This window comes from Desulfatitalea tepidiphila (assembly GCF_001293685.1).
Taxonomy (GTDB): domain Bacteria; phylum Desulfobacterota; class Desulfobacteria; order Desulfobacterales; family Desulfosarcinaceae; genus Desulfatitalea; species Desulfatitalea tepidiphila.
The window spans coordinates 1,860,167-1,882,055 of record NZ_BCAG01000003.1 but is presented as its reverse complement, the minus strand read 5'-3'; the positions used below and the strand labels follow the sequence as shown (position 1 = coordinate 1,882,055).

Sequence of the window (21,889 nt, the reverse complement as noted above, 5' to 3'; positions counted from 1 at the left end):
ACACAAATAAATATTTCGTTCTTCTATACTACGAGATTATGTATTGCATAGATCATTTATTTCAGTTCACAAAAGGCATCCGCCGCGGATGCCTTTTTGTTATTGTAGGAGCATCATGAATAACATAAATGGGCTCTGGATTACGTGGGAGTTTCAACGTCGAAATTATGGTATCAGTTCCTCTTTAGGTTGGCAATTATATGAATTTGATTTTAAAGTACCATTTTTCTATAGATATTTTAAATCGTCCTTTAAAACCATCTCAGCAATATTTAATGCTTCGCCTGACATTGTCGCAGCTCAAAACCCATCAATTGTATTGGCAATTTTAATAATTCTGGTTAGCAAAATTTTTCATTTCAAAGTGATTATCGACGCTCACAATAGTGGTATCTATCCTTTGGAAGGAAAGAATACAACGGTTATGGCTATTGCAAGATGGATTCAGAGGAATTCTGACCTTACAATAGTGACGAATAATCAATTAAAGCGGGCTGTTGAAAAAAATGGTGGGAAGGGCTTTGTTTTGCCAGATAAAATTCCGGTCGTTAAAGGTGTCAACAAATACAACTTGCCAGGAAAGGTGTCAATTGCATATATTTGCACATTTAGTGATGATGAGCCATACATGGATGTCATAAAGGCATCGAAATTATTACCACCAGATATCACAATACATATAACGGGCAGATATAATAATATAATTGATGCTATTAGCGTGCCAGACAATGTGACCCTGCTTGGATTCATCCCAGAGCAAGATTATTGGGCATTATTAAACTCGGCGGACCTCGTCATGGATCTGACTTTGCGGGAGAATTGCTTGGTCTGTGGAGCTTATGAAGCCATGGCTCTTTCTAAACCTCTAATTTTGTCAAATACAAAGGCTCTAAGAGAGTATTTCAGTTCCGGCTGCATTTATGTTGATGCCTCGGCAGAATCAATTGCCTCGGGGGTTAAACAAGCATCTGCAAATATTGAGAATCTGCAATATGGGATTTCAACACTTAAATCGAATCTGGAAAAGGACTGGATTGGAAGAATTGAAGCTTTAAAAGCACAGGTACTCAATATTATAGGATTATAGCTTTGCTTTATCGATGATTATTTTTAGGTGCAAAAAATCGTAATTGCAGTGCAGAAAATGTAACTTGTATTTATTCAAATGACCAAGGTTGATCTGAATTTGTTAAGATCTTTTCGGACAACTTTGAGGTGGTATAGCCAAAATGGAGTAAGCGTCAAAGGAAGTACACGTGCGGCTATGCGCGGGATGCGCTGATCAATTCCGGATCGATATTCTGAGGCAGCAGGGCGCGATACTCGTTTGGATCTTTGACAATCGGAAGTTGTTCAAAAAGACAGCGAAGATAGGAATGAGGCTCCAACCCATTGGCCCTGGCGGTCTCGATCAGGCTAAAGAAGTTGGCGGCGGCATCTGCACCATTGGGGGCGCCTGCAAAGAGCCAATTCTTTCGACCTAGAACGAACGGCCGGATGGCATTTTCAGCAGCGTTGTTGTCCGGTTTTAAACGGCCATCGCCGGTGTATACCGTCAGTTTGTCCCAGTTGCGCAAGGCATAGTTGATGGCTATGCCCAAAAGGCCCTGAGGGGGTGTCAGCGGTTGGGTCTTTTGGAGCCATTTTTCAAACGCTTCCAGGATGGGCTGGGTCTTTTCCTGACGAAGGACGTGGATCTGTTCGATGCTCATCTGGGATTCACGCGCCAGCTTTTCGATCTGGTACAGTTTGCCGATATAGTCCAGGGCCTCGTCGGCCAGGGTTTTGGTATTGGCGCGGCCCGGCTCTTTTAAAACCTGAAGCGGCGTTTCGTCCATCTGGATCAAAGGACCGCTGCGGATCTCTTGTTCCAAAAGTTCGATTAAGGGAGCGCACCGCTCGGCCGCTTGAACCACCCAATTGGCCATGGCCGCCCGGGATAAATCCACACCCAGGCGGGCAAATATCTTTTGTTGGCGGTACAGCGGCAGGGCATCGGCAAACTTGGACACGATAATGTGGGCCAAAAGGCCATCGGTGGCCATCGATTTTTCGATCAATTGCACGGGAGCCGGCGCGATCTTGACCGTGGGGCCGTCGTCTTCAACCCCTTCGCAGCATTTGCACGCATACTTGTAGCGAATGTGGCGAAGCACGCGCACTTTGGCCGGCACATAGTCCAGCTTTTCGCAGGTGTCCTGGCCGATGCGGCTTAACGCTGCGCCGCAGGCACACACCTTTTGTTCCTCGGGCAGATCGTGGATGATCTCAACACGTGGCAGATGCTCAGGCAGCGGTTTGCGGCCACGCTTTTTGCGCGTGTGCGCCGGGATCACGGTCGTATCATCAACAGGTGTCGTCTGGGCTTCGGATTCGCCCTCGGATGAAGTAAAAATGGGAAGCTGGCGGTGATCTTCAGGATAGCGTTTTCACTCTTTCGGCCGAACAGCTCGTTTTGCAGCAAGCGGATGCGCTCTTCAAGATAATGGATCTTTTCCTCGTACTTTTGTTCGACGAATTCGATCAAAGAAGCAATATCGTTCTTGGATAAGCGAGCATCATCAGGCAGGCTGGAAAGGTCCGAGTTCATGCCCGCCTGTATAGCATAACCGGCTGACTTTTTAAAGATTTTTTATGCTAAAAGAAGTAAAAAGTTATGCCACCGCCGAATAGTATAATTGTTCGTGAGCGCTGGTAAAATCAAGGCCGGCAAGCAGCCAGTTGAGCTGACTTGCCCCGATGGTTACCACCTCGTCGGGCACCATGGGCCATTTGAACCGGTGCTTTTCAAGACGCTTGTGCCACAGGCAAAAACCATTTCGATCCCAGTAAAGGATCTTGATAATGGTCCGAGTCCGATTGCAAAAGACAAACAGATCCCCTGAAAAAGGGTTTAGGGCCATGGCCTGCTCGACCATGATCGAAAGACCGTTGATGGCCTTTCGCATATCCGTGTGGCCCACGGCCAGATAGACGCGCTGGGGATTTTTCGGCAGCATCATATCTGCTGCACCGTGAAAATAAGTTGTTTTAAAACGTTTGGATCGAAGCTGCCGGCCACATCGATTCTGAACCCATTGGGGGTATGTAGTCGCAACGCTGCATGGTTGACCGGCACGGGCAAATTGGATGAAAGTTGCAGCGGCACGAAAGAGACGCCGGCTTGATCTTCGGATAGACGGGTTTTCCAGTAGCATAATTGGTAGTGCTTGAGCCCATACTCGCGGCAATAGGCTGCCTGGCTCAGGCCACTATCCCGCCAGGCGCGAATATGTCGTTGCCAAAATTGGCGCCGCGCCGCCCGATCCTGCTTCAAGGTATTGCCATCTGTCATCAGTTCACCTCCTTTGGTAAGTTGGGCGCACTATGACATGCTTTAGACCGCGCGTGAAGATGGGGTTAAATTGACGGTTACAAAATGGACACTCCGAAAAGCATGAGGTATAAACAATCATCTTTTTGGAGATGAAAAATGGGTCAAAACCGTAGAGGATTCACAAAGGAATTCAAAGTTGACGCTGTCAAACTGGTCACCGAGCAAGGGTAAAGGCTCTCAGGGGCCGCTCGCAACCTTGGGATTGATTCCAGCGTTTTAAGGCGCTGGAAGGGACAGATCGAAAAGGAAGGCATGCAGGCTTTTCCCGGCAAGGGGTGCATGACGCCGGAAAAAGAGGAGCTGCACCGGCTTCGCAAAGAGGTCAAACGGCTCGAGATGGAGCGCGACATATTAAAAAAGGCCACGGCCTTCTTTGCCAACCTGTCGAAGTGAGATTCGACTTTATCCAGCAGCAAAAGAGGGCCTTCCCTGTCACCGTTTTGTGCAAGGTGATGAGGGTAAGCCGGAGCGGGTTTTACCAGTATATGAGATATGGGCGTGGGGTCATCATTGATACTGATTTCCTTTTGATTTCCAGGGTCCGACAGATCCATTCGAGCACACGTGGAAGTTATGGTTCTCGTCGGATGTCCAAGCAGCTGCGGGAGGATGGCCAGGATGTAGGTCGGTACCGCGCACGCAGTCTGATGAAAAAGGCTGGCGTTGCAGTAAAGTATCGAAAAAGGTTCAGGAAAACGACCGATAGCAATCATAAGCTGCCTGTTGCTCCCAGTCTGTTGGATCGGATTTTTCGATTGATCGTCCCAATACCGCTTGGTGTTCAGACGTCAGTGTGCCGCAGCAAGCGGCGTAAGAGATGAGGGTAGGCCCCTCACAGTCGGCTTGCAGGAGCAGGCTGTAAACCACCGTAAGCGGCGCTGGTAAAGAGCCGGTCGTCGTGAGCGTCACGGAAAAGGTGCAATCAATGCATCAGGTGTGGATCAAGAAGACGAACACAAGTGAACCACCGCACAAGTGTCGAAAGAGCACAGATGGTGTCAAAACCGGGGAGTTGATGTTGCCCCGGGATGAGCCTGGAAGATGCCTGCTGACTGTCCAGGTGGCGCCCGGCATAGAGGTGGCGTGAGCTTGGTCCGGGCTTTTACGCTGAACTGCGGGAACCTGTCGCCGCGATGTTCAAGAGAAAGGCACAAGCGGAGAACCCGCGAGGCTGACAGTATCGATGCGCGGCACAGGGACGGACAAGTTCGTAGTAGCAATGAAGCCCCTGTAATGGGGGTGGAGCGAAGGGACTTGGTCACTCAGCAAGGTTTCATGGGCCAACTGAATATCAGGAGGAGCCAGTGAAGCCTGTAAAGCCATTCGACATACCTAAAATTCTTTTATGGGAAGCCTTTCAGGATGTGAAAGCCAATGGAGGTGCTGCCGGTGTAGATGATGAATCCATAGAAATGTTCGAGGCCAATCTGAAGGACAACTTGTATCGCCTGTGGAACCGAATGTCATCGGGGAGTTACTTTCCACCACCGGTAAAAGCTGTGCCGATCCCGAAGAAATCAGGAGGCACTCGCGTTCTCGGGGTGCCAACGGTTGGCGATCGTATTGCCCAAGCGGTGGTAAAGGGGGTTATTGAGCCGATTCTGGATCCCATTTTCGACGAAAACTCCTTCGGATACCGTCCCGGAAAGTCGGCGCACGATGCTGTCGATGTCACGCGGCAGCGCTGCTGGCGGTACGATTGGGTGGTAGAGTTCGACATCAAAGGCCTGTTTGACAATATTGACCATGCGCTTTTGATGAAGGCCCTGCGCTATCACTGTAAGATTCGCTGGGTTTTGCTTTATGTTGAGCGCTGGTTAAAGGCACCGCTGCAGAATGGCAACGGTGAGATCACTGCACGAACTGTTGGCACCCCGCAAGGCGGGGTAGTCAGTCCCCTTTTGGCCAATCTGTTCTTGCATTATGCTTTTGACGCATGGGTTCGACGAACTTTACCAACTGTTCCGTTTTGCAGGTATGCTGATGATGGCCTGCTACATTGTAAAAGCAGACGGCAGGCGCAATATGTGATGGCAGTGATTGACCGGCGTTTCAAGGATTGTGGACTTGAAATGCATCCAGAGAAATCTCGGATTATATATTGCAAGGATGCCAAACGCTCAGAAGCCCATGAAATCATCAGTTTCGACTTTCTGGGTTTTACGTTCCGCCCGCGGCGATGCGTATCAAAAGTGCATGGCATTCATCCGAATTTTCTGCCTGCAATCAGCCGCCAATCCATGAAATCAGTTAATCGGGAAGTCCGTAGCTGGCATATGCAGTTGAAGAACGACAAGTCTCTAAAAGATCTATCGAAGATGTTTAACCCGAAGCTGCAGGGCTGGTATGCGTACTATGGACGATTCTATTCATCGGCGATGTACCGAATTTGGCGCAACATCAATGAGTATCTGGTTCGCTGGTTGCGGCGCAGATATAAACGCCTGGCCTCGCATAGAACGCGGGCATGGCAGTACTTGCGGAAGCTGGCAAAACAGAATCAGAGGCTTTTCATACATTGGAAGCTTGGGTGCTTGCCGTAAAGGCTGAGTGATAGGAGCCGGATGAGCTGAGAGGTTCACGTCCGGTTCTCGGAGGGGCTGGGGGTGAAACTCCCTTGGTCTACTCAACCTGATCTGTGGACCGTTCAATGGTGGTTGCATTTGGCCGTGATCATCGTTTTATACTCGCGTAAGGTTGTGGGTTGGGCAATGAGTGAACGCATGAAAACGGCTCTGGTAATAGAGGCCCTATCGATGGCCTACTTTCGGCGCAAGCCGCCAAAGGGGTTGCTCCACCACTCGGGTCGCGGCAGCCAGTACGCTTCACGGGAATATCAACAGATGCTTGAATCATACGGCATGATATGCAGCATGAGCCGTAAGGCGGACTGTTGGGATAATGCTGTTGCCGGTAGCTTCTTTCACTCGCTGAAAACAGAATGGATAAAAGATACACTCTACCATACAAGAGACAAAGCCAGGGCCGATGTCATGGATTACATCGAAATGTTTTACAACAATCATCGGCTTCACTCGTCTATCGATCACAAGAATCCAAACGAGTATGAAATGCAAATCACTATTTCAAAAGCGGCTTAACGGAGTGTACTTTTTTGTTTGACCACATCACCGCTCCAAGGGTCGCGCGATGATCCACATGTATGAAATCATTCTTGAGTTCAACGACATCGAACACCGCACCACCAAAGTGGCAACCCCCAGGACCAATGGCTTTGTCGAACGGTTTAACCGCACCTTGCTCGATGAGTTTTTTAGATTCTGCTTTCGTAAAAAGCTCTATGAGTCGGCGCAGGCCCTTCAAACAGTCCTGGATGCTTGGCTGCACCACTGCAACTATGAGCGGCCCACCGCGGCTATTGTAACCTGGGGCGCAGACCATTTGAAACCGTTGAAAACGCAGAAAAATAGCGAGAAGAATTGATGGAGAAATCCGCTTAAAATTCTCCTCCCGAGAGAGTGAACTGTTCGGGAAGACTTTGACTTTTAAATACGGCCACTCATAATGTATAATTTTAAATCTTTCAATAAGCGAAAATCTCATTTGATCTTTTTCCCTGTCCTACTACTGCTGTTTTTTACAACCTATCATTCGACTCTTCAATGGATGTATGCTCGTTATGTGAGCCCAGATTCATATTATTCACATGGATTTATTATCCCCTTTGTTACAGGATATCTGATTTGGAACAAGCTCGGTTGTTTGAAATCGGCCAAACAAAGTCCCTCCATGTGGGGACTTATTTTAATCGCATTTGCAATGTTTCTGCATCTTATGGGAACGGTTTTTTATATTTTCTCAATATCAGGTTTCTCCATTTTCTTTTTAGTTTTTGGATGCGTTTTGTTCATTTTCGGCAAAAAAATAACACGAATTGTCGCGTTCCCTTTGTTGTTCTTACTTTTTATGTTCCCGGTTCCCTTAGCGCTTATCCTCGCTATCTCTTTCCCAATGAAAATGCTTGTGGCACAGACAGGTGTAATGATCGTAAGTATGTTTGGCATCCCTATTTATCGTGAAGGGTTCCAAATATTCATACCCGCAGGGCAGTTATTGGTGGATAACCCTTGTAGCGGATTACGATCACTTATTGCTTTTTTAGCATTGGGTGCGGTGATGGCTTATATTAGCGAGGTTTCAAATTTAAGGAAACTGATACTATTCGTTCTATCCATACCTATCGCTATTTTTTCAAATATTGTTAGGGTCCCAATGTTGATCCTGATATCGGATTTTTGGGGCCTGGATGCGGCCGCACCTGACACGGTTTGGCATAGCGCAACAGGAATATTTGTATTCGCCTTAGGGTTAATTTTGATGATTTCTCTAAATTGGATGCTCAAATGGAAAAAATAAGAAACCGCTATTTGATAATTATTGGTGCCCTTGCGTTGATGGCTGTCACCATTAATTGTTTTGATTACGATGTGTTTTCAAAAGCTGATGAAGGGGTAGCAGCAATTAATAATATCCCCAAGGTAATTGATGGATGGCTGGGAACTGACAGCTATTTGGAGCCCTCAATATATGAAATCCTAGAGACAAAATCTATTATCCATCGAAATTATAAATCAAATCAAGGTGAGGTGTTTTTATCGCTTGTTTACTATCCGGATACTAAAGTTGATCTCCACGCTCCAGAAGCATGTCTGGGAGGCGCGGGAGAAAGATTATTAAAATCTCCTCAAACATTGGAAATTAATAGCAATAGAAAAACACTAAAGCTTGAGGTTAATCAGCTTGTAACCAATAATGGGAATTTCAGTGATTTGGTATTTTATTTTTACAAATCCGGATCATATATGGGAAGAAGCTACTTCAAATTGAGGCTTAATATTGCAAAGAATAAGCTTGTCAGCTCCAATAAGAGCGGTGCATTGATTAGAGTTTCAACAAGAATACAACAGGAAAATGTAGATTTAGGTAGTGAGCGGCTAACCAGATTTCTTGGTGCCCTCGTACCCTTTCTGGTTGAGTTTCTTTAATCGCCCTTGACGAATAGTATAGATTATAAAGTCGGAGTCGCTTCATAGAACTGTGAACATGGGTGTGCTATCTCATTTCGTATCATTTATTATGAAGTCATATGAAGAAGTTATGCCCTTAAAATCTTGATAACGGGGTTTCTCTGATGATTGTCAATTCAATTAAATCCATATACGAAGCAATTCTAAGAAAAAAGCGTGAAAGATACCTGCTTTCGCTAGTACACCGCGGCTTAAATCTCGGTAAAAATGTAGAAATAATTGCAGATTTCTTTTTTGATCCATCACACTGTTTTTTAATTACCATTGGTGATGATTGCACTATTTGCCCGAACGTTAGATTGATTGCGCATGATGCAAGTACAAAAAAGCATTTAGGCTTTACCAAAATCGGAAGGATCCATATCGGCCCGCGATGTTTCTTAGGTGATTCAGTAATTGTATTGCCTAATACGATCATAGGAGCGGAATGCATTATTGGTGCAGGATCAGTTGTAACTAAAGACGTGCCAGAAAAAAGTGTCGTTGCCGGTAGCCCGGCAAAAATCATTTGTTCTACAGAAGATTATCTTATCAGGTTAAAACAAGCATCTTCTTTGAAGCTCGTATTCGGGCAAGATTACTATATAGAACGATTAAACGATATCAAACGAGAAAGAATAATAAATTCCGTTAATGACGGCATTGGCTTTATTGTATAGGTCGTCGAATGGCGATGAAATTCCTTATTGTACTGGCGGATCCCAATAATTAGTACCCATCCATAGATCTGGATTTTTAGGCACTGACAACTAACGAGCCTGTCTAAAAACGCCTTTTCGGGCCCTCATCTTCTTTCATTCTTTTAGTGATAAATCATTTATACTTCAGTCGACCATTTTTGTTTGCGAATAAACATGTAGATCAAGTTCCATATGCAGCCCCATTTTGAAATCTTTTCTCATGCGTATGAACTTTTCTACACCCTTTCCCATCCCTTTATGTCACTGCGAAACTTCTACCATAGTTCATTATCTTTTCTATATTGTGCACCATGCAATATAGCAGCCATTGGATGTTTACCTTGACCTTACCTCTTAAAGTGAACCGATCCATTTTCTTGCATGATCTGATGTTTCCAAATACCGGCTCCACTATGGCTATCCGTTTACTGTATTGGTGGCGCCCTTCAGGCGTGTCTATCTTCTTTCTCATCGCATCGGTTAAACTGCCAGGGCGATGATCCGAAAAGATATGTACCTGTCTTGACTCCGTAATCTGATTGCGCAGACATTTGGATCGAAGGTGGCATGCACGGCAGGCCGTCTTTGGTGCCTGATAGGCAATGGCCTTATACCCATCCGTGGTTTTGAAATTTCTGTTTCTTACATAAAGAGCGTTCCCAGCAGGACAGATCAGCCTTCCCGTGCGGTCATCGTATCTGAAGTCTTCAACACTGAAGAAACGCTTTTTAGATTTATATTTTTCTTTGCGCTTGTCCACGGACCGGCGGTGTCTTTCGGCATCAATAAACCGTATGTCTCTTTTTCGAAATTGCGGATCGGGCACGTATGCATCGACTTTCATGGGCTCGCAGGCCTTTAGGTTTTCGACACTGTAGTAGCCTGTATCTGCACTAATTTGCTTTCCTTTGAGGGGATTTTTGTTTCCGATCTTTTCCAGCCGCTGCTTTGCCCCTTCCAGCATGGGTTGCATGTTGCTGGTGTCCGATCCGCTGCCAAATACCTGAGCATGGGTAACGACCTGGCGTTTGGCATCGACCATGGCATTGGCGTTGTAGCCTTGCACCACGCCATGGGATGTAGCTTGTTTAGCGGATTCGTTGTCAGTAGCGTTGCTTTGGATCTCTTTGCCGGTAGATCCGATCCGGGGTTTGTTTTCGCTGAGAAATTTTTCGATTCGATCCGCCTTTTGCTTAAGGTGCTTGATGCGTTTGGCCAATCGCTCATTATCGGTTACGGATGCTTTTTCTTTTTTGTCGGTTTTTCTATGTTCCTGAATTGCCTCCTTGACCTTGCGCTGCAAAGCTTCCTGCTTTTTCTTTAAATCGGCGAAGGTCCCACTCCACTCTTTGCTGGCGTTTGAGGAAAGCTTGCACCCATCAATGCTGAAGTGGGTGCCGCTAAGCAGTCCCTCTTCCTGGCAAATCAACAATATTTTTGTAAAAAGCTCCTCTATTTCCAGATCGATGGATGATACAAACGCCGCAATTGTGCTGTGATCCGGTGTTCTGCCGCAGGCCAGGGCCATAAAAGTGGTGTGCTTCTGACAGGCCTTTTCCAAGCTGCGTGAGGATATCATGCCCATCGAGTACCCGAACAGAATGATCTTGATCAGCAGTTTGGGATTGATCGCCTTGCGACCCGTATCATCATTGTTGTAGCGGGCATCGAAAATGCGCACGTCGAGGCGCTCTTCAACGATATAGTGGATCGCATATTCAAGCGTGCCTGGTATCACCTGAATTTTGCACGCATACGGCCGTAACGGCTCATGCCCGCTAAATTCTCGAGATGGATCAAATCTACCGCGCTCGTCCTCAGGCCGCCGTCAGTACCAATAAAGAGAGCGACCTGAAGTAGAACTGCCCGACAGAATGCGTCGTATGTATTTATAATGAATCATCATATTTCCATGCAAGAAATTTTGTGCATTAACAACAGATCTACCCGCCAGGTGCCTGGAGTATACCGCCAGCCCATGGCCTGGGCTTGAACCTTTTTTCGTCAATGTATTTCAGGAAAGACATCAATGCCGGCGTTCGGCTGTCATGGATAGAATAACGAACCTTATCTCTATTTGAAGCCGTAACCACCTTGGCCGCGATCATTAACAGGCGCAACCGCGCAATGCGCACCGTGTTGGTTTGGATGCCTTCAAATCCATGGCCTCCGGCCGCTTGTCTGGGGTATGCGCTCTGCTCGGCCAATATCTTCAAATAGCGCCAGATATTGTAGGCCAGCATGACGATTTGGAAATAGGCATAGTTGTTTTTAAAGCGAGACGAGGGGATGGCATCCAGACCTTCGCGCTTGGCTTCTCCCACAAGATTTTCGACGTCGGCCCGCTTGTCATACTCGGCGATGACCTTGTGAGCCGCACGGCGTAAATCCGTGCAAAAGATGCGGTACTCATAACGATCAGCCTCAAACAGTTCGTATTGCACGCATCGATCTTTGGCAACATTTTTATCTTTGGGGATTCGCATGGCCACGAATCGAACCGGCATCTGCCATCCCATTGGCTGGTAAACACAGCTGTTGAACTCATAGGCGTTGCGCTTGTGCGGGCGGTACCAGCGCCGTGGATCAAATGGCGGTTCGCACCCTTTGTTGGCGATGATGAAATTGTAACCGGCCTTGATGCATTCATGGATGCTTTCCCAGCTTTGAAACTCGGCATCCGCGCGGATCAACACCTGCCTCACACAGCCGGGAAGGTATTGTTTGATTTTGGCGATAAACGAGGCGGTTTGCTCGCCGCTGATGGTTTCGCCCTTGCGAAGTTTGCCCAGCAGGTACTCACGGCTTTGTTCGATGAAGCATAACACCGGGCGGTATCCCTTTTTGCCCCGATTTCTTGGATTGTGGCCTTTTTTCGCCCCCTGCTGGTTGCCGAAAACCGTTTCCACGGTCGTATCGATATCCAGGCAGATGCGGTAGTACGATAGATCGCAAAGCCGCCAGACCCGCTCACGTAAATGGGCCATCACAGCCAGCAGTGAATTGGCTTGGTTGATACCCAGGCTGTTGACATAGCGCCAAAATGTGCTGGCCACCGGAAGCCGCGTCAGGTTGAAAAATCCGCACAGCATCGCATCCAGCCGCAGGTAGGAAAAATGCCAAATTCGGTTGAACCCTATAAACAGTAGCATCAGCAAGCCTGTCATCATCGAATAATGGCCCAGTTTGGGTTCACGGGCCGGCGCTTTATAGGCGAAGTCAAAAATTTCTCGAAAACCAACCAGATCAAAAAATTTGATCAGCGGCAAAACACCGCCAAATGCGCTCAGCTGCTCGCTGCACGTATCATAAGCGGTTGACGCATTGATTTTCTTGGCCTTCGCGCCATTTGGGCTAAATCCTTTAGGGTTGCGGTTTTTGCTGAAATCTGATTTCTTGGATTTTACCATCTGGGTACCTCCCTGCTTTTATGGGTTGGCTTCGTAACCCCCATTGTAGCAAGGGTTCCCAGATGGTTTCTACCCTTTCTCGCTATTCAGGTGCAAAATTCAGGTATCAACTGCTCCTCCAGGCTGATCGGCGCCATGATGAGTTGCTCGTAATCGTAGTGCTTGTAGCTTGCCATCTGTGATACTCCGGTGGGATATTCACTTTGATTATGGGCTGTTACATACCACAGAAGACCTCAGAATCCAATAAATAAGAAGAAATTCTATACTTTTTCGACAGGCTCAACGCAAGGGTTTACCGGCGGCCTCCTCTATAGAAATTGCCTCTGAAAAAAAGGCAGAGTGAAGCAGATATAGCCATTTTTATAATTTTGTACGCGTCAATTTAACCCCATCTTCACGCGCGGTCTAAAGCATGTCATAGTGCGCCCAACTTACCAAAGGAGGTGCACTGATGACAGATGGCAATACCTTGAAGCAGGATCGGGCGGCGAGGCGCCAATTTTGGCAACGGCATATTCGCGCCTGGCGGGATAGTGGTCTGAGCCAGGCAGCCTATTGCCGCGAGTATGCCCCCTGTGTCGAGAGCTTTGAATTGAGGTTGCATTCCTCCATTTTTTATTTTTGGAGCGAATTTTTCAATTTGCCGCCGACTGGTCGGAGGTTCGGAGCACTAATTTCGATTTCGGAGCGGCTCGACCGCCCCATGTTGGCCCCGTCCCGGAGCCGATTTGCCTGGATCTGAGGCTCCAGGCACACCTATTCCCCCGCTATGCGGGAAAGCGCCTTAAAACCCCGGCCCCTTTGCGCAAGTTAAAGGCAAACTGCCTGAACATGGCATCGATGCTGTTCTTAATAATGGTGGAAAAACGTGCCCGGCTGCGATCATCAAACAGGGTGGCCAGGCCAAAGTACTGTTCGACAACGTATCGTTTTTTGGAGATGGATTTGTTTCTGGCGATTTCGGCTTCGGTAAGGGAAGCATTGATATTGTTTTACGCATGATGCCGTCGGCGATTTTGTTCATGGAAAGAAAGTTTCGATTCGGGGCGCCGGCATAGCCCTTGTCGGCATAGACCACATTGATTTTCTGATCGGTATGCATGCTGTAGATGGTGGCATAGGGCAGATAGGTCGAGTCGCTGTGGGAGGCCGGGGTAAGGGTGGTCGACAAATCAGTCCATTTTCCACATCGACTGCGGCATGCTCTTTCAGGCCGAAATGGGGGGCATCGTTTTTAATGGTCCAGTCGGATTCAAGATCGCGGGAGAATTTTTTTGGGATTGCCGTTTTTATCCAGGTTGCCGTCAGCTTCTGCTTGTTTGTCGCGCAGCCCGGTGAGCTTATCGTTTGAGATGGGCTTTGAAGCGGATTTAACGAGGCGGGCATCGATGGCGACGCCTTCATTGACTTGTGATCCCGTGCTGATGCAGCTGGGCAAGCAGCGCGCTGTTGAGCTTTATCATGGCTTGCTTGGACAGACGGCTGCGGAATCTGGAAAAGGTGGAGTGATCCGGAGCGGCCTGATCCTGGGGCAATCCCAGGAAGGATTTGAAGGAGATGCGGTCGTTGATCTGGCTTTAGAGTTCGGGGTCGGAGGGGATCTGAAACCATTTTTGAAGCAGCAGGCATTTGAACAGCAATAACGGCGGGTAGGCCTTGCCGCCTTCGATCTGTTTGCCGGTTTGGTAGAATTGATCCAGGAGTTTTTTGAGAGGGTTCCAGTCGATGGTCAGATTGAGCTGCTTGAGCACGGCCAGGGCGCGGTTTTTATCGGCATGTATTTCGACGGCAAGGTCGGCGAAGGAAAAGTAGCGTTGGGGTTTACGGTATGCCATGATGCCTCCTGAAAGCAGATTAAACGGCTGGAAGGAGGGTGGGGAAAGGTCTTCATTTAATTGTAGAGAGGATTGGCACGAGGTGTTTTTGTATCCAAGTAGATTACCAGAAAAGCCATTCTTCAGTGGAAAGGACGTAAATGCCCAATCCTAAATTGGTAACGCCATGCGCAAGAATGCAGCCCCGAAGGCTTTTCTGGCGGATGACGAGTAGGGTGTAAATGATGCCTGCTATTATACCTTGGATGACCCGGTAATGTTCCAATCCGAACAGGATCACGACGGCCGCAAAGGAAAACAGAGAAAATGTGCCAAGAGGGACTTTGCGGAAATCGGGGTTGATGGCATAGCGCATGATAAAGGAGCGCCAGAACAGCTCTTCCATTATAGGCACTACTATGGAGGCGCCGGCCAAGCGAACGGCGATTAGGCCGACGGTGGCGGCGGCTGGCCATTGGAATGCATATGGGTTGAAGCCGGAGGGAGTGCCAATTTTCGGCAGAATATCTTCGGGTGTGATCCAGAGGACGAGTACGACTAATCCGGCGGCGATGGACAGGAGATATTCTGCAGGTTTAATTCTGAGGGAGATATCGGCGGAAAATGCATGGCGCCAATGCCAGAGAAGGTAGGCGACCAGTATGGTTTTTGTGATGTAGAAGTAAGGGGTGTAAATGGGAAAATATTTGGCTGGTGCGGTAAGGAGTAGGAAGAGGATGAAGGGCATCGCATAGGGTATCCATGGTTTTTCGATTAGGTATTTGGGGTTTTTCTTGGAGATTATTCTATCGTAGTTGCCGTTGCCGCTATGTTTAAATGCTTGCATGGTGGCCCTTCCTGGCTGTGAGGTGGCAGTAGCTTGGTGCGGCGATTCAAATTGACAGTATCTTGGGCTGAAGGGATAAGAGCTAATTGGTTAAGGCGGCGGATCCGCTACGCTTAATCTACCCTACTATATAAAAATTCATACATGCATGTTTGATGAACTCGTAAATAGCCGCAAAGTCGTCATGCCGGACTTGATCCGGTATCCAGAAATTGTTGAAAAAAACTGGATCCCGGCCTTCGCCGAAATGACGGGAAAGACGAATTTCAACATTTTTCGAGACTGTAAAAGTTGAAATTTTGAATGTTCGTTAGGGAGAAAATCAAAAACCCCCGGGGTGAATCCTCGGGGGTTTTTTTTGGTCTGTTGAGGTGACTCGATGCTACTTTTTGAAGCGTTTGCGGCCAACGACAACCATCCCGAGTAGACCGGTGCCGAGGAGAAGCATAGTGGCCGGTTCGGGAACTGGGGCAGTGCCATCATCACCGTATACTGTAAGTTGTGAGTAATCCGCTAAAAAGTCGCCGCCAAAAGACGTAATAAGTACGTTTAACGTTCCGTCGTGATATATATCAAGTCTGGCAAGAAGAGATGTCGATTCCATTGTATTAGACGTTAAGGAAAAATCGTAAGAAATATAATCACCAAAAACTGATACATTAGCAGTTTCGCTACCATCAGGGTGGTACCCAAAAAACCAATAGCCTTGATTATCGTCATATAGCGCTACAGTGAGTTCAAAATAATCAATTGTAGAATCGCTATTAAAACTTGTATCACTAATATCATGAAAGTAGGAAAAGGGGTTGTTTGAAAGAAGCGAGATTTCTTCGTCGGGGGTCCAATCGATAAAATCAGACCATGTTGCTGGCACTGCACTCGCTAAACCTGCCATGCTGAAAAACATTACCAAACTACATAAAAAGACACTAAATTTTTTCATACTTACCTCCTATCAGGTTTTAAGGTGAAGGACGATTTTGAAGGCATTACAATCAAGATGCGTGCCAAAATCACTAAATTACTGTTAACAAAGAAGAAACCTTGATATTAATGGACTTAAAATGAAGAGGTGTAAGAATTTTCGACATAATCTTTCGGTGTAGCTACAATTTAGATCGTTTAATCGCCTTTTACTTATCTGTATTTAAACGGGATTATTATGTTATAGAAAATTGGAAATTGTTTTGGGAGAAAATTGTGTCATGGTACGTCGAAAAATTTTACAACTTCTATGATTCACTTGATTTTCTTGGTGAGGAGCATGGTCAAATAATAGGCTTAACGAGAGAGAGGAGTGCATGGTGGGTCCCGCTTTAATTGACCCACTCCTAAGAAAACGGTTGTATTCTTGCTATTCGAGGCTCTTTCTTGGGGCATGATTATCCACTGGGCATACTGATATGAGGCTTTGGGTCGTTTGGTTCATATTCGTGGGGCAGGCCTGGGCCCTGGGACCGGCTGAGGTTATGGTGATATGCAATGCGCGTTCGAATGAGAGTTTGCGTTTGGCTGCGTATTATATGGAAAAACGAGCTATTCCTGCTTCCAACCTTTTGAAGGTGAAAATTCAGGAGGATGAGACGTGCAGTCGGGAAGGTTATGAGGCGCATATTTTAAGGCCTGCTCGGGCGCACATCGAGACCCTGTCCAGAAAGAGGGCGATTAAGTGCCTGTTAACCATGTATGGTTTGCCATTGAAAATCGAGGGGCCTGCACCGACAGATGATGAGGCGCGTCAGTTGGAGCAACTGAGTGAGACGAAAAAGGAATTGGAAAAGAGGCTGTCGCTGGCTGGGGAGGCGAATGGGGCGGTAGCAGAGGAGATAGAGCGGGAGTTGAGGGATATTGATGCTCGGCTGAAAGCTTCAGGCGCTGATAGTAAGAGGGCTGCCCTCGATTCGGAATTGGCGCTGGTGATGGTGGAAGATTATCCGTTGGCGGGTTGGGTGGCCAATCCGCTGTTTGCCGGTTTTGCCGGGAGGGAGGGCCTGGTCGACTGGTTGCAGGTGAAGCAGGTGGCCCGTTTGGACGGCTCTTCACCTGAAGTTGTCCAACGGATGATCGATGACAGCCTTGCGGCTGAAAAGTCCGGCTTGAAGGGGATGGCTTATTTCGATGCCCGGTGGGCCTTTGATAGCAAGAAGGGGGAGGGCGCCTATGGGCTTTATGACAAATCGATCCACCGGGCTGCGATGCGGGTCAGGGAGAGTGGCCGTTTGGGGGTGGTCATTGACAGTGAGGAGCGGCTGTTTCAGAAAAATGAGTGTCCGGAGACGGCGCTGTACTGTGGGTGGTACAGTTTGGGGAGATATGTACCTGCCTTTAAGTGGCAGAAGGGGTCGGTGGGGTTTCATATCGCCAGTGCAGAGTGCGCTACGTTGAAGCGGCCCGGAAGCCAGGTATGGTGCAAACGGATGCTGGAGGAGGGGGCGGCTGCAACCATCGGGCCGGTTTGGGAACCTTATCTTCAGGCGTTTCCGTTGCCGGAGATTTTTTTCGGGATGCTGGTCAGCGGACGCTGGAGTCTGGTGGAGTGCTATTTTGCCAGTCTGCCCTATTTGTCGTGGCAGATGGTCTTGGTTGGGGATCCGTTGTACCGGCCATTCTGAGGGTATGGGGCCCTTCTTTTTCTGGATCCCGGCGTTCGCCGGGATGACGGGGGCAGTGGGATCCGACTTTTGCCGGGATGACAGGGGAAGCGAATTTTGGATTTTTACGCAACTGGCAAGGATGGTAGCTAAATTTTTTCCAGGAAAGCCAAGTCCCTGGTTTGGGTGTGTTTGGTGCCGATGGCCAGGATTTCGATCTTGTTGGCGGTTTTGCGGTAGTAGATGCGGCCTTTGTAGGCAAACAGGGATTCGAGGACAGTGGCGCTGTTTTTCTTGCCAAACACCTTGCGCTTGACCAGCACTTTGTCCGGTTCGTAGTTGAGTTGCTGGAGCATCTCTTCGGCTTTTATTTTCATATCCTCCGGCAGTTCGAGAAAGCCCTTGACGGCGCGCTCGTTGAGGGTCAGCTGTTTGTAAAGGGTGCCGAACCGTCGGGCTGCGGATTCGGCAGGCTTGGATTTGCTGCGGTTGTTGCTTATCTCTTCGTTGTCCAGCGTCTCCAGCCGACCTTTGAGTTGGTCGATTTCATTTTCGAGTTCCTGCTGGCGATCGACTTTGCGAAGGAGCTGTATCTCCAGGGCGGTCAGCGCCTCGAGCATCTCGTTTTCCGTGGCGTCAGCCTTTGACTTTTCGGCCTGCAGCTCATCCCGGATCTGTTTCAGTTGGCCTTCGAGTTCGGTGCGTTGCTGTTGCAGGGATTCCAGGTGGCGTTCGAATTCCGACTTGATGCCATGCAGGCGTTGGATTTCCGTATTGCTGCGGTCGGCTTCGGCCTGGGCAGTTTTGGCGCTCGCACGGTAGAAATGCCATAACGCGAGCAGCGCGGCCATGGTCAACAGCAGCAGGATCGCGTTGGCAAACAGGGTGTTGTGAGGAATGATGACGGATAAATCCAGTTGCAGGCCCTGGCTCAGCAGTTGGTAGTTGGTGCTGGCCAGGGCCAGGGGGTCTGGCATGCGCCACTCCTGCGAATGGTCGGCGTAGGCTGCCGGATAGACAGGGTTGCCCTGACCGGTTCTCACCGTAACCTGTACCACGACGCCGACCCGCCGGAGCCATACCTTTTCCAGGTAGGCGTCGATGTTGGCGGCGATGATCTCCTCCAGCGGCCGGCGCGCCATGAGCGAGGGCGAGGTGCCGGCGGTGTAGACGGACTGGATCTGCGCGAGGTAGCGCTTCTGAAGGAGATTCTCCAGGCCGCTCAGGCTGAAAGCGTAGAGGAAGGGCGGCAGGAGGATGCACAACGCCAGAAGTTTGAATGACAGGTGCTTCATGTTACATTTCTGCCAGTAGTTTTTTGGCGGCCGCGGCCTCTTGGAAATCCTGATCGATGCTCAAGGCGGTTTCCAGGGCCTTTCTGGCGAGCGCGATTTCCTGTTTTTGATAGTAGGCCAACCCCAGATGATAATGGATGGTGGCATTGCGGGGCAGTTTGGCCAGGCTTTCCGAAAACTCGCGGATGGCGCTGTCGTAGAGGCCGCGTTTGAGGAGGACCCATCCCAGGGTGTCCATCACGGATGGATCCTCGGGCTGCTTTTCCCGGGCGAGGCGGGCCAGGTTGAGGGCTTCGTTGAGGTCTCCGTCATTGGAGGCCAGCATGTAGGCCAGGTTGTTGGCTGCCGGGGCGAAGCCGGGATCGATCTGCAGCGCCTGGCGATACTGTTCCTCGGCCGACTGCGGCTGATTCTGCATTTCGTAGATGATGCCCAGGAGCATGCGCACGCCCGGCTGGTCGGGCTTTTTGGCCAGGATGGTTTGGTACTGGGCGATGGCTTTGTCGCTTTGGTTCCTGGCCATGAAAATGCGGGCCAGGGCGTAGTATGGCTTCAGGTACTGGGGGTTTTCGGCGAGTGCGGCTTCGAAGGAGCGCTCGGCCGCGGCCATATTGTTTTGGGATGCATACAAGCTGCCTTTCAGGTCGTGTATGACGGCGCGCTGCAATGTACCTGGGGCCACGCTTTGCAGTTGCCGGTCGCATCTGGCCAGGGCGGCATCGTGCTGCTTCTGGGCGACATAGACGCGGATCAGATTGGTAAACACGTCCATGAGGTTGGGGTTGATGCGAAGCGCCTGTTCATAGTTGGCCTGGGCGGACGGGTAGTCGCCTGTGGCGGCCTGGAGGTTTCCGAGTTGGTAGTAGCCGATGGGGTTGTCCGGTTCGATCGCGATCAACTTGTTGAAATAGGGCAGGGCTTCGGCGGTTTTCTGCTGGCCTAGCAGGGCGCTGCCGAGGATGAGGTTGGCCTGGAAATTTTCCGGCTGGGTAGCGACGATGCCGCGGGCATATTGCTGCGCAGAATTGAAATCGCGTTGTTTGAGGAAGATGTCGGCCAGCATCAGCTTGGTGGACTGCATCTGCGGGTTGAGTTCTTCGGCTTTGAGCAGGGCGGTCTTGGCCAGGTTGAGGTCGTTCTTAGCGAGCAGGGCCGCTCCCTTGAGGTGGTGTGCGGGTGCGAGGTTCGGGGCTTCGGCGATCAGGCGGTCCAGCAGTTCGATGGCTTCGGGATATTGCTTTTGGGCGATGAGAAGTTCGCTTTTCAGCAGGCGCGTCGGGGTGTAGCCGGGGCGCAGGGCCAGTGCCTGGTCGATCAGGGCCGCCGCCTGGTCGGTCTGGTCGTGGCGGTGGTAGAACCGCGCCGCGGCGTCCATGGACTGGACATCATCGGGCTTGAACTCGAGTGCTTGTTTGAGCATGGCTTCTGCCTGGTCGCTTTTTTGGCTACCCTCGTAAAAGGCGGCCAGGGTCAGGTAAGGCCTGGTCTCTTTGGGCTGCAGTTTGACCGCTTCGAGGAAGGCGGTTTCGGCGTTGCCGGTTTGGCCGCGGGACATGTAATAGTTGCCCAGGGTGGTATGGAGTTCGGCATTGCCGGGCTCTTTGGCGACGGCCGTTTGCATTTCCTGCTCGGCCATATCAAAACGCTGCTGCTGGGCATAAAAGGCCGCCAGGGTTAAATGGGGCTTTGCAGATCCGGGGGCGGCGGCGACGGCTTTTTTCAGGGTGTGTTCGGCCTGCGCCGTATCCCCCAGTTTGGCGTAGGCGCGCGCCAAACCGGTGTAGGCGCCAATGTGGGTAATGTCGATGGCAAGAACTTGTTTGTATAGGTCGGCGGCTTCGGTCGGGTTGTCCGAAAGGTCGCTGATGGCGGCCAGGATGATCATGGCGTCGATATTCTGCGGGGATGCGGCAAGCACCTTTTCGGCGTGTATTCTTGCCTGATCGAGCTGTTTGCCCAAGAGCAGAAACGTGGCCAGTTTAAGGTTGGCGTCGCTGTTTTCGGGATCGAGCTGGGCGATGCGCGAATACTCTTGGAAGGCGCTTTTGGGGTCGCCGAGCTTGACGTAGGTTTCGGCCAACTGGAGGTGGGCCGCCAGATATTGGGGATCGATCTGGATGGCGTTGCGGAGTTCGATTTCGGCGCTCTTGAATTCGCCCTTTTCAAAATAGGCGATTCCTTTTTGCAGGTGAGCCGCTTTTTTGTCCTCGTCCGAGGCGCATCCATTGAGTAGCAGCAGGCCAATGAAAAGTGTTGCAGCGATCGTGATGGCTGGGTGGCGCTGAGAATGGCTCATTTTTTCCCCCTGTCAAATGTTGGCGCTGTGAACGCCTTGAGGATTTTTAGTAAACCATTAAGTATGACGGGACCGTAAAAAGTCCGGAATGCGTTTTTCCCGTCATCCCGGCGGACGCCGGGATCCTGTATTTTCAATATGTTCTGGATGCCGGCGTTCGCCGGCATGACGCCTCTGCTTCTTTTTACGGTTTTATCAAGTATGATTGCCCGGTTAGGTACTATATATTCGAAAAAATAAAAAGTTTAATTGGATAGTTGGCGTGTGTCGTGTGTCATGATGGTTTCGCCGAGGGCGGGCAGTTGTGGAATATTTTTCATAGCGAAGACCTGAATTCCACATATCTGAGGTTTGTTTTACTCAATTTTAGCTCTTTGGAGCCCCTCTTTTTGTGTGCATCGGGTTTAATCAAACTAACTACAAGAAATTTAAGAATAAATTTAAATGGCATACAACCTGCTTAATGCTTCGTTGTGTATTTGAAAATGCGTTGCAATGTATGGCTCGGATCGAATTTTTCTTGTGGTTA

Annotated in this window: 22 protein-coding genes and 2 pseudogenes; 12 read left to right on the top strand and 12 right to left on the bottom strand. The window is 49.3% G+C overall.

Annotated elements, in window-relative coordinates; genetic code table 11:
• Positions 1-115 precede the first annotated feature (115 nt).
• Positions 116-1,087, top strand: coding sequence for a glycosyltransferase (locus tag DFT_RS13060; protein ID WP_054031615.1), 972 nt, complete (start codon positions 116-118; stop codon positions 1,085-1,087).
• Positions 1,088-1,262: 175 nt separating this feature from the next.
• Here the strand turns inward: DFT_RS13060 and tnpC are convergent, their stop codons facing one another.
• From tnpC to tnpA (DFT_RS26250), 4 genes are all read right to left on the bottom strand, one after another.
• The gene (gene tnpC, locus DFT_RS13055; protein WP_152971975.1) at positions 1,263-2,396 is read right to left on the bottom strand and encodes an IS66 family transposase; all 1,134 of its coding nucleotides are present in this window, start codon (positions 2,394-2,396) and stop codon (positions 1,263-1,265) included.
• Positions 2,333-2,590, bottom strand: a complete 258-nt coding sequence (locus tag DFT_RS26765; RefSeq protein WP_054031613.1) for a hypothetical protein — start codon at positions 2,588-2,590, stop codon at positions 2,333-2,335. The genes tnpC and DFT_RS26765 overlap by 64 nt, the downstream gene beginning before the upstream one ends.
• A 64-nt stretch (positions 2,591-2,654) precedes the next feature.
• Entirely contained in the window at positions 2,655-3,002 is a 348-nt protein-coding gene (gene tnpB / locus DFT_RS26255; RefSeq protein ID WP_054031612.1) for an IS66 family insertion sequence element accessory protein TnpB, read from the bottom strand.
• Positions 2,999-3,334: an IS66 family insertion sequence element accessory protein TnpA gene (tnpA, locus tag DFT_RS26250; protein WP_054031611.1), complete on the bottom strand. Its 336-nt coding sequence runs from the start codon at positions 3,332-3,334 to the stop codon at positions 2,999-3,001. Before tnpA (DFT_RS26250) ends, tnpB begins: the two co-directional genes overlap by 4 nt.
• A 234-nt stretch (positions 3,335-3,568) precedes the next feature.
• Between tnpA (DFT_RS26250) and DFT_RS25085 the strand changes: the two are divergent.
• The 8 genes and pseudogenes from DFT_RS25085 to DFT_RS25075 form a co-directional block, all read left to right on the top strand.
• Positions 3,569-3,769: pseudogene (locus tag DFT_RS25085) on the top strand (transposase); the annotation flags it as partial.
• A 59-nt stretch (positions 3,770-3,828) separates the two neighbouring features.
• A complete protein-coding gene (locus DFT_RS27315; RefSeq protein WP_369688309.1) occupies positions 3,829-4,197 on the top strand; it encodes an IS3 family transposase in 369 nt (122 codons plus the stop codon).
• A 483-nt stretch (positions 4,198-4,680) separates the two neighbouring features.
• The gene (gene ltrA, locus DFT_RS13030; RefSeq protein ID WP_054031610.1) at positions 4,681-5,919 is read left to right on the top strand and encodes a group II intron reverse transcriptase/maturase; all 1,239 of its coding nucleotides are present in this window, start codon (positions 4,681-4,683) and stop codon (positions 5,917-5,919) included.
• Between the two features lie 63 nt (positions 5,920-5,982).
• A complete protein-coding gene (locus tag DFT_RS13025; protein WP_076750545.1) occupies positions 5,983-6,477 on the top strand; it encodes an IS3 family transposase in 495 nt (164 codons plus the stop codon).
• A 55-nt stretch (positions 6,478-6,532) separates the two neighbouring features.
• Positions 6,533-6,807, top strand: a pseudogene (locus DFT_RS13020) (integrase core domain-containing protein); the annotation flags it as partial.
• Positions 6,808-7,018: 211 nt separating this feature from the next.
• A complete protein-coding gene (locus DFT_RS13015; RefSeq protein ID WP_235506226.1) occupies positions 7,019-7,753 on the top strand; it encodes an exosortase/archaeosortase family protein in 735 nt (244 codons plus the stop codon).
• Positions 7,741-8,382 carry an exosortase C-terminal domain/associated protein EpsI gene (locus DFT_RS13010; RefSeq protein WP_054031606.1) on the top strand — a complete coding sequence of 214 codons (642 nt, stop codon included), beginning with the start codon at positions 7,741-7,743 and terminating at the stop codon, positions 8,380-8,382. The genes DFT_RS13015 and DFT_RS13010 overlap by 13 nt, the downstream gene beginning before the upstream one ends.
• 146 nt (positions 8,383-8,528) lie before the next feature.
• Complete coding sequence (locus tag DFT_RS25075) at positions 8,529-9,083, top strand: acyltransferase (protein WP_083453486.1); 555 nt, start codon at positions 8,529-8,531, stop codon at positions 9,081-9,083.
• A 277-nt stretch (positions 9,084-9,360) separates the two neighbouring features.
• Here the strand turns inward: DFT_RS25075 and DFT_RS13005 are convergent, their stop codons facing one another.
• On the bottom strand, positions 9,361-10,842 hold the full coding sequence (locus DFT_RS13005; RefSeq protein ID WP_054031605.1) for an IS1182 family transposase: 1,482 nt from the start codon (positions 10,840-10,842) through the stop codon (positions 9,361-9,363).
• A gap of 205 nt (positions 10,843-11,047) precedes the next feature.
• Entirely contained in the window at positions 11,048-12,514 is a 1,467-nt protein-coding gene (locus tag DFT_RS13000) for an IS1380 family transposase (RefSeq protein WP_054030223.1), read from the bottom strand.
• Between the two features lie 454 nt (positions 12,515-12,968).
• On the opposite strand from DFT_RS13000, the gene tnpA (DFT_RS27480) reads away from it, so the two are divergent.
• On the top strand, positions 12,969-13,259 hold the full coding sequence (gene tnpA / locus DFT_RS27480; RefSeq protein ID WP_054031604.1) for an IS66 family insertion sequence element accessory protein TnpA: 291 nt from the start codon (positions 12,969-12,971) through the stop codon (positions 13,257-13,259).
• Positions 13,260-13,301: 42 nt separating this feature from the next.
• Here tnpA (DFT_RS27480) and DFT_RS25860 read toward each other — a convergent pair whose 3' ends face one another.
• Positions 13,302-13,688, bottom strand: coding sequence for a hypothetical protein (locus DFT_RS25860; protein ID WP_152971974.1), 387 nt, complete (start codon positions 13,686-13,688; stop codon positions 13,302-13,304).
• A gap of 103 nt (positions 13,689-13,791) precedes the next feature.
• On the opposite strand from DFT_RS25860, the gene DFT_RS27475 reads away from it, so the two are divergent.
• Positions 13,792-14,160 (top strand): hypothetical protein, encoded by a 369-nt coding sequence (locus DFT_RS27475; protein ID WP_235506225.1) that lies wholly within the window; start codon positions 13,792-13,794, stop codon positions 14,158-14,160.
• Here the strand turns inward: DFT_RS27475 and DFT_RS27470 are convergent.
• The 3 genes from DFT_RS27470 to DFT_RS12975 all read right to left on the bottom strand — a co-directional run bounded on the left by DFT_RS27470 (position 14,095) and on the right by DFT_RS12975 (position 16,121).
• Complete coding sequence (locus DFT_RS27470) at positions 14,095-14,352, bottom strand: transposase (protein ID WP_054031602.1); 258 nt, start codon at positions 14,350-14,352, stop codon at positions 14,095-14,097. The genes DFT_RS27475 and DFT_RS27470 overlap by 66 nt on opposite strands.
• Before the next feature lie 103 nt (positions 14,353-14,455).
• A complete protein-coding gene (locus DFT_RS12980; RefSeq protein WP_054031601.1) occupies positions 14,456-15,178 on the bottom strand; it encodes a CAAX prenyl protease-related protein in 723 nt (240 codons plus the stop codon).
• Between the two features lie 382 nt (positions 15,179-15,560).
• Positions 15,561-16,121 (bottom strand): PEP-CTERM sorting domain-containing protein, encoded by a 561-nt coding sequence (locus DFT_RS12975; protein WP_054031600.1) that lies wholly within the window; start codon positions 16,119-16,121, stop codon positions 15,561-15,563.
• A gap of 526 nt (positions 16,122-16,647) precedes the next feature.
• Here DFT_RS12975 and DFT_RS12970 point away from each other — a divergent pair.
• On the top strand, positions 16,648-17,790 hold the full coding sequence (locus DFT_RS12970; RefSeq protein ID WP_235506224.1) for a TIGR03790 family protein: 1,143 nt from the start codon (positions 16,648-16,650) through the stop codon (positions 17,788-17,790).
• Positions 17,791-17,918: 128 nt separating this feature from the next.
• On the opposite strand, the gene DFT_RS12965 is transcribed toward DFT_RS12970, so the two are convergent.
• Positions 17,919-19,064: a hypothetical protein gene (locus DFT_RS12965; protein ID WP_054031598.1), complete on the bottom strand. Its 1,146-nt coding sequence runs from the start codon at positions 19,062-19,064 to the stop codon at positions 17,919-17,921.
• Position 19,065: 1 nt separating this feature from the next.
• Positions 19,066-21,360, bottom strand: a complete 2,295-nt coding sequence (locus DFT_RS12960; protein WP_054031597.1) for a tetratricopeptide repeat protein — start codon at positions 21,358-21,360, stop codon at positions 19,066-19,068.
• Positions 21,361-21,889: the final 529 nt, after the last annotated feature.

Bases quoted from the DNA above. Each gene is read 5' to 3' on its own strand.
- tnpB (WP_054031612.1), bottom strand. From the start codon at position 3,002: ATGATGCTGCCGAAAAATCCCCAGCGCGTCTATCTGGCCGTGGGCCAC.
- DFT_RS12970 (WP_235506224.1), top strand. From the start codon at position 16,648: ATGGTGATATGCAATGCGCGTTCGAATGAGAGTTTGCGTTTGGCTGCG.
- tnpA (WP_054031604.1), top strand. From the start codon at position 12,969: ATGACAGATGGCAATACCTTGAAGCAGGATCGGGCGGCGAGGCGCCAA.
- DFT_RS13000 (WP_054030223.1), bottom strand. From the start codon at position 12,514: ATGGTAAAATCCAAGAAATCAGATTTCAGCAAAAACCGCAACCCTAAA.
- DFT_RS26765 (WP_054031613.1), bottom strand. From the start codon at position 2,590: ATGAACTCGGACCTTTCCAGCCTGCCTGATGATGCTCGCTTATCCAAG.
- DFT_RS12975 (WP_054031600.1), bottom strand. From the start codon at position 16,121: ATGAAAAAATTTAGTGTCTTTTTATGTAGTTTGGTAATGTTTTTCAGC.
- DFT_RS13010 (WP_054031606.1), top strand. From the start codon at position 7,741: ATGGAAAAAATAAGAAACCGCTATTTGATAATTATTGGTGCCCTTGCG.
- DFT_RS25075 (WP_083453486.1), top strand. From the start codon at position 8,529: ATGATTGTCAATTCAATTAAATCCATATACGAAGCAATTCTAAGAAAA.
- DFT_RS12965 (WP_054031598.1), bottom strand. From the start codon at position 19,064: ATGAAGCACCTGTCATTCAAACTTCTGGCGTTGTGCATCCTCCTGCCG.
- DFT_RS13060 (WP_054031615.1), top strand. From the start codon at position 116: ATGAATAACATAAATGGGCTCTGGATTACGTGGGAGTTTCAACGTCGA.
- DFT_RS27470 (WP_054031602.1), bottom strand. From the start codon at position 14,352: ATGGCATACCGTAAACCCCAACGCTACTTTTCCTTCGCCGACCTTGCC.
- DFT_RS12960 (WP_054031597.1), bottom strand. From the start codon at position 21,360: ATGAGCCATTCTCAGCGCCACCCAGCCATCACGATCGCTGCAACACTT.
- DFT_RS12980 (WP_054031601.1), bottom strand. From the start codon at position 15,178: ATGCAAGCATTTAAACATAGCGGCAACGGCAACTACGATAGAATAATC.
- tnpA (WP_054031611.1), bottom strand. From the start codon at position 3,334: ATGACAGATGGCAATACCTTGAAGCAGGATCGGGCGGCGCGGCGCCAA.
- DFT_RS27315 (WP_369688309.1), top strand. From the start codon at position 3,829: ATGAGGGTAAGCCGGAGCGGGTTTTACCAGTATATGAGATATGGGCGT.